Raw genomic sequence first — 6,580 nt, forward strand, 5'->3', positions numbered from 1 at the left:
TGTGCTGATTATCGAAACTCTGCCGCTGCTGCGCCAGCATATCCGTCGTCTGCGCCAGGAAGGTAAACGTATTGCGCTGGTGCCCACCATGGGCAATCTGCACGATGGGCATATGAAACTGGTAGACGAAGCTAAAGCCCGCGCCGATGTGGTGGTGGTGAGTATTTTCGTCAACCCGATGCAGTTTGATCGCCCGGAAGATCTGGCCCGCTACCCGCGTACCCTCCAGGAAGACTGCGAAAAACTCAATAAACGTAAAGTGGAGCTGCTCTTCGCCCCTTCCGCGCAGGATATTTACCCGCAGGGCACTGAAAATCACACCTTCGTTGACGTGCCGGGTCTCTCCACCATGCTGGAAGGGGCCAGTCGTCCGGGGCATTTTCGCGGCGTATCGACCATCGTCAGCAAGCTGTTTAATTTGATCCAGCCGGATATCGCCTGCTTCGGGGAAAAAGACTTCCAGCAGCTGGCGCTGATCCGCAAAATGGTTGCCGATATGGGCTACGACATCGATATTATCGGCGTGCCGATTATCCGCGCTAAAGATGGTTTAGCCCTCAGTTCCCGCAACGGCTATCTCACCGCCGACCAGCGAAAAATTGCGCCGGGCTTATATCAGGTGATGAACAACATTGCTGAGAAATTGCAGGCGGGACAACGCGATCAGCAGGAGATCGTGACCATTGCCGAACAGGAGTTGAATGAAAAAGGCTTTCGCGCTGATGATATTCAAATTCGTGACGCCGACACGCTGCTGGCGTTAAGCGAAACGAGTAAACGCGCGGTGATCCTTGCCGCCGCGTGGCTGGGCCAGGCGCGACTGATTGACAATAAAATGGTTGAGCTGGACTGATTGATAACCCCCAGCCGCTAACGCCTGAAGGCTTAGCGGCTTTGCGTGACAATACGCAAACTCCCCGCTGAAACGTCCCCGGCCATATAGACAGTCATCAAAATTCGGGCAATACTGCCTTAGAATTTTCTCAAAGCAGGTATTGCCTGCTTCGTTAACGACCCGTTTGAAAGGTAGAAGTTATGATTCGCACTATGTTGCAGGGCAAACTCCATCGCGTGAAAGTCACTCAGGCGGACCTGCACTATGAAGGCTCCTGCGCCATCGATCAGGATTTTCTCGATGCAGCCGGTATTCTTGAAAACGAAGCCATTAGCATCTGGAATGTGACCAACGGCCAGCGTTTCTCAACCTATGCGATCGCGGCTGAGCGCGGTTCGAGGATCATCTCGGTGAACGGCGCGGCGGCCCATTGCGCCAGCGTTGGCGACATTGTGATTATCGCCAGCTTCGTCACCATGTCTGACGAAGAAGCGCGTCGCTGGCGTCCTAACGTCGCCTACTTTGAAGGCGATAACGAAATGAAGCGTACCGCGAAAGCCATCCCGGTTCAGGTGGCCTGATGCCTCACCCCTGCGGCTGATTGCTGATCAGCCGCGCCATCGTTTCCAGCGAATCCGTTCTTAAGATATATAACCGTTTCAGTAATAACACATTATCCCCCGGCTTTACTTTCCCCTGTACCGTAGTCACCGCCATATGAAAACCGGCGTCGTTTGCCGCTTTCAACGCGTTATCGTCATAGCCGCCGAAGGGATAAGACAGATAAAGCACGTGCGGATTAAACTGCGCCAGCGCGCGGCGCGAGTGCTCAAAATCCAGCAGGATGTTGTGATAATTACGGCTGAGTAAAATCGGATGATGAAGCGCATCCACGCGGTGCAAAAAGTGGGTATGCGACTGAAAATCAAACACGTCGCGAATGGTCCGCAGTTCGGCAATGCTCATAAACTGTAATGATTTTGCATCCCATTTCTGCGGATGGCGCTTAATGCGTGAAGAAATGATAAACGCGGTGGCGTGAAATCCGTACTGGTGGAGGACAGGGTAAGCATAGCGACTGACCGATTTCAGCCCGTCATCAAAGGTGATCGCCACTGCCCGCGCGGGCAGGTTCATTTTATTACGCACATAGCCCTCGAGCTGGTACATCGTCAGGGTGGTATAGCCCTGATCGCGCAGCCAGGTCATCTGGTTACTGAAGGCGCGCACGGAGGTTGTCGTCGAAGTGTGGCGAAAGCGCGTGTTCTCTTCATCGCGCAGAATGTGGTGGTAAGTCAGCACCGGAATGCCATTATCCTGCTGGGCATCAAGGCTGCTGATCCAGGCGAGGCGATTGCCGATGCGGATCTGATACCAGGTCTGATTTAAACGGTCTTTCAGCTTGCTGATAATGGGGTAGCGCAGGTTATCAGCCAGAGTGCCGAAAGGCGCGCTGCCAGCGCTGGGCGCGTTATACACCGGGGTATCTTTCCAGGTGATCAGATTCTGGTTGCTTAACGGTTTATTAAGATCGCCGAGGCTATCCTGAACGCGCTGGCGTCCCTGCACCGCTTCCAGATGGTCTTTATCAATAAAACCGGTGCCGAAGCCAAAACTAAATTCATAGAAGTCCGCAGCGGTAGGCAGAACCGCCAGGATTTGCCCCGGACGGACATTACCCACGTTGACCACTCTATTTCCTACCTGCGCCCAAATCGCCGCATCTTCAGTCGTTTGCATATAGCGCGCGGGACGATCGCTAATTAACGCCGCGGACGCACTTGTACAGAGCAGCATCAGCAGCACAGTGATAAAACGTATGAACATTGAGGCAGGCCAGAAAGGAGAATCTGCCGCTATTGTAACAAAAGCGGCATCAATACCAATGGCTAATTTGCATACAAATCATGGAGCAGGACGAAGGGAGGATTTTTTTGCTGCTGATGCCACAGGCTGCTGACGTCCGGTGTACCGCGTGCCACGATCGCTTCGCGAAAGGCGGCGTGATCCAGCGTATGCCGCAGCGGGAAATAAAGCTCAAGCAGCGGATAGCTAATCCCCGAAATCACTTCGCAATGGGGATGTTTATGGCTCATCAGCGCCGCTGTGCGGTAAGGCGCTTCCCCCGATCTATCGGTCAGGAAGATCACCCCATCACCGGAATCTACCGCGTGCATCGCGTCACACATCATCCGGCTGAGCATGTTGGTGCTTAACCCACGCCAGAAATTGACCGCCCGGCATTGCGTTAACGGCCCGTAGTTTTTTTCAAGATGATCGAGCATGTCCTGCGCCCGATCGTCATGACAGGTAATCACCCAGCCTAGCATGGCTTATCTCCTTAGCAGGCAAGCAGTTTAGCCGGGTGATTAATTGTTGTCGGTGATAAATATCAAAACTTTCCGCCTCTTTTAAACAGAGGCGGAAAAATTAGCTGCGCAACCCGCGACCGCGCTGGATCAGATACCAGCACAGCAGGTAAAAGGCGATGATAAATACCGCCAGTACGCCGACGGTCGTGAACAGCGGAACATCATTGATGCCGAGGAAACCGTAGCGGAAGCCACTGATCATGTAGACAATCGGGTTGAGATGCGACAGCGCCTGCCAGAACGGTGGCAGCAGCGTAAGGGAATAAAACACCCCGCCGAGATAGGTCAGCGGCGTCAACACAAAGGTCGGGATCAGGCTGATGTCATCGAAGCTTTTGGCAAACACCGCGTTCAGCAGCCCCGCCAGCGAGAACAGCACCGCCGTCAGCACCAGCGTCAGCGCCACAAACACCCATGAATGCACCTGAAACGGCACGAAGAACAGCGAAATGGCCGTCACCAGAATGCCCACGCACAGCCCGCGCGCCACCCCGCCGCCAACATAACCAAAGATAATGACGTGCGTCGGCACCGGGGCCACCAGCAGTTCCTCAATATTGCGCTGAAACTTGGCGCTGAAGAACGAAGAGGCAACGTTTGCATACGCATTGGTGATCACCGACATCATGATCAGCCCCGGCACGATAAACTGCATATAGCTAAAGCCGTGCATCTCGCCAATCCGCGAGCCGATCAAATTACCAAAAATAATAAAATAAAGCGTCATGGTAATGACCGGCGGCACCAGGGTCTGCACCCAGATGCGCATAAAGCGATGGATTTCTTTCGCCCAGATGCTTTTCAGCGCGACCCAGTACAACTGCATCATGCGCGATCTCCTTGTTTTTCATGAACCAGCGAAACGAACAGCTCTTCCAGACGGTTCGCCTTGTTACGCATACTTAATACCTGTACACCCTGGGCGCTAAGCTGGCTAAAGACGCTGTTAACGCCCTGCTCGCGCAGCACTTCGACCTCCAGAGTGGACGTATCGACCAGCCGGTACTGATACCCTTCCAGCTTCGGCAGCGGGCTTTTCGCCGCCAGATCGAGAATAAAGGTTTCCGACTTCAGCTTGCCGAGCAGATTTTTCATTGAGGTATTTTCCACCAGTTCACCGTTCTGAATAATGCCGATATTGCGGCACAGCATTTCAGCTTCTTCGAGATAGTGGGTGGTCAAAATGATGGTCGTGCCTTTATCGTTGAGATCTTTCAGGAAGCCCCACATGGAGCGGCGCAGTTCGATATCCACGCCAGCGGTCGGCTCGTCAAGGATCAGCAGTTTAGGTTCATGCATCAGCGCACGGGCAATCATCAGGCGACGCTTCATGCCGCCGGAAAGCATCCGCGCACGTTCGTTGCGTTTTTCCCACAGTTCAAGCTGTTTAAGGTACTTTTCGCTGCGTGCGACCGCTTCTTTGCGCTCTACGCCGTAGTATCCGGCCTGATTGATGACAATCTGCTGGACGGTTTCGAACGGATTAAAGTTAAACTCCTGCGGCACCAGCCCAAGCTGGCGTTTGGCGTTAACGACGTCTTTTTCCAGATCGTAACCGAAGATGCTCACCCGCCCGGAGGTTTTATTGACCAGCGAGCTGATAATGCCAATGGTGGTGGATTTACCCGCACCGTTCGGGCCCAGAAGAGCATAAAAATCACCGGCGTTTACCGTTAAATCAATCCCGCGCAGCGCCTGTACGCCGCCGGGATAGGTTTTTTTTAGCTGGTTGAGTTCCAGTGCAATGGTCATGGATTATCACTTACCTTTTTTCTGACACTCTATGTGTGGTTTAAAAAATGATGGAGTTGACCTATATTAGCCCAACGCACTAACTTGGTTACAGGTCGTTAACCTCCATGAAAGACATAGATACACTCATCAGCAACAATGCACTATGGTCAAAAATGCTGGTAGAAGAGGATCCGGGATTTTTTGCAACGCTGGCGCAGGCCCAAAAACCGCGCTTTCTATGGATTGGATGTTCTGACAGTCGCGTTCCCGCAGAACGTTTAACCGGTCTTGAACCAGGGGAATTATTCGTTCACCGTAACGTGGCCAACCTGGTCATCCATACCGATCTGAACTGCCTCTCCGTCGTTCAGTATGCCGTGGATGTGCTGGAGGTGGAACACATTATTATCTGCGGCCACTACGGCTGCGGCGGCGTGCAGGCGGCGGTCGAAAACCCTGAACTGGGGCTTATCGATAACTGGCTGCTGCATATTCGTGATATCTGGTTTAAGCATAGCTCGCTGCTCGGCGAAATGCCGCAGGAGCGTCGTCTGGATACGCTGTGTGAGCTGAATGTGATGGAACAGGTTTATAACCTCGGCCACTCCACCATTATGCAGTCGGCGTGGAAACGCGGGCAGAAAGTGACGATCCACGGCTGGGCCTACGGCATCCACGACGGGCTGCTGCGCAATCTGGACGTGACTGCCACCAACCGCGAAACGCTGGAACAGCACTACCGGAAAGGTATTTCCAACCTGCGCCAGAAGCACATCAACCACAAATAAGCCTTCCCAAAAGCCGGGTACAGACTTTACTTTACCCGGCCTCTTACAACGAACGCCGCTTTTCCACAAATATTAGCAAATCAGAACCAGGACGCAGCATCCATTCGCCCCGAAAATGCTGACAGTCAGACTCTTTACCGCTTCCGTGAAAAATAATTGGCGGGGAAACATAATTCACATAAATAATTCACAGGCAAATAAACAGCACAACCGGTTATTTTATTGATCTACCCCCGGTAATTATTGATTGATCCCCTCTCAAATATTCACAATATGAATCAATAGAATTAATTTTTTATTAGTATATACAAAACAATTCTAAATCCTGTTAATATCACACAAGCATACTGGTTAGGTTAACAAAACGCAAGTATAGCAGTTACGTTAGTAAAAATGCGCAGGATAATATATATCCAACCAACTGCTTTAATTTGCCTGAATAAAGCAGAACAAGTTACTAATTAAAGATAAAAGGATTTTTATGAAATACAAACTAATAAGCATGGGCATAGCGATGGCGCTTTCAGCTAATTATGCACATGCCGCCACTCCACTGAATATTGACACCACCTGCCCGAAGGATATCAGCAAACTCACGCCCGAGCAGAAGAAGAAACTGCCCGCCAGTTGCCTGACGGACAATGGTTTAAGTAATAAAGTGATATGGGGCAGCGTCGCGGGCGTCGCTGCCGTGGCGGGTATCGCTATTGCGGCCAGTGGCGGTGGTGGCGGCGGTGGCAGCGATCACACTCCGAATACGCCTGATACCCCGGATACACCTGATACCCCGGATACGCCTGATACCCCGGATACGCCTGATACCCCGGATACGCCTGTTATCCCGGATACGC

Annotated in this window: 8 protein-coding genes; 4 read left to right on the plus strand and 4 right to left on the minus strand. The window is 52.2% G+C overall.

Features of this window, described 5'->3' with window-relative positions:
- Position 1 precedes the first annotated feature (1 nt).
- Positions 2 to 853 carry a pantoate--beta-alanine ligase gene (panC, locus tag RT197_RS20500; RefSeq protein ID WP_312953033.1) on the plus strand — a complete coding sequence of 284 codons (852 nt, stop codon included), beginning with the start codon at positions 2 to 4 and terminating at the stop codon, positions 851 to 853.
- Positions 854 to 1,035: 182 nt separating this feature from the next.
- Complete coding sequence (gene panD, locus RT197_RS20505) at positions 1,036 to 1,416, plus strand: aspartate 1-decarboxylase (protein WP_312953034.1); 381 nt, start codon at positions 1,036 to 1,038, stop codon at positions 1,414 to 1,416.
- Between the two features lie 4 nt (positions 1,417 to 1,420).
- On the opposite strand, the gene RT197_RS20510 is transcribed toward panD, so the two are convergent.
- The 4 genes from RT197_RS20510 to RT197_RS20525 all read right to left on the minus strand — a co-directional run bounded on the left by RT197_RS20510 (position 1,421) and on the right by RT197_RS20525 (position 4,959).
- A complete protein-coding gene (locus RT197_RS20510) occupies positions 1,421 to 2,662 on the minus strand; it encodes a polysaccharide deacetylase family protein (RefSeq protein WP_312953035.1) in 1,242 nt (413 codons plus the stop codon).
- Positions 2,663 to 2,724: 62 nt separating this feature from the next.
- Entirely contained in the window at positions 2,725 to 3,165 is a 441-nt protein-coding gene (locus RT197_RS20515) for a PTS sugar transporter subunit IIA (protein ID WP_312953036.1), read from the minus strand.
- A gap of 100 nt (positions 3,166 to 3,265) precedes the next feature.
- Positions 3,266 to 4,036 carry an ABC transporter permease gene (locus tag RT197_RS20520; protein WP_312953037.1) on the minus strand — a complete coding sequence of 257 codons (771 nt, stop codon included), beginning with the start codon at positions 4,034 to 4,036 and terminating at the stop codon, positions 3,266 to 3,268.
- Positions 4,033 to 4,959 carry an ABC transporter ATP-binding protein gene (locus tag RT197_RS20525; RefSeq protein WP_312953038.1) on the minus strand — a complete coding sequence of 309 codons (927 nt, stop codon included), beginning with the start codon at positions 4,957 to 4,959 and terminating at the stop codon, positions 4,033 to 4,035. The genes RT197_RS20520 and RT197_RS20525 overlap by 4 nt, the downstream gene beginning before the upstream one ends.
- Positions 4,960 to 5,066: 107 nt before the next feature.
- Here RT197_RS20525 and can point away from each other — a divergent pair, with 107 nt between their 5' ends.
- A complete protein-coding gene (gene can, locus RT197_RS20530) occupies positions 5,067 to 5,729 on the plus strand; it encodes a carbonate dehydratase (protein WP_312953039.1) in 663 nt (220 codons plus the stop codon).
- A 481-nt stretch (positions 5,730 to 6,210) separates the two neighbouring features.
- The coding region (locus RT197_RS20535) for a hypothetical protein (protein ID WP_312953040.1) at positions 6,211 to 6,580 on the plus strand (370 nt) is incomplete at its 3' end.

Source organism: Superficieibacter sp. (assembly GCF_032071645.1).
Classification (GTDB): Bacteria; Pseudomonadota; Gammaproteobacteria; order Enterobacterales; family Enterobacteriaceae; genus Superficieibacter.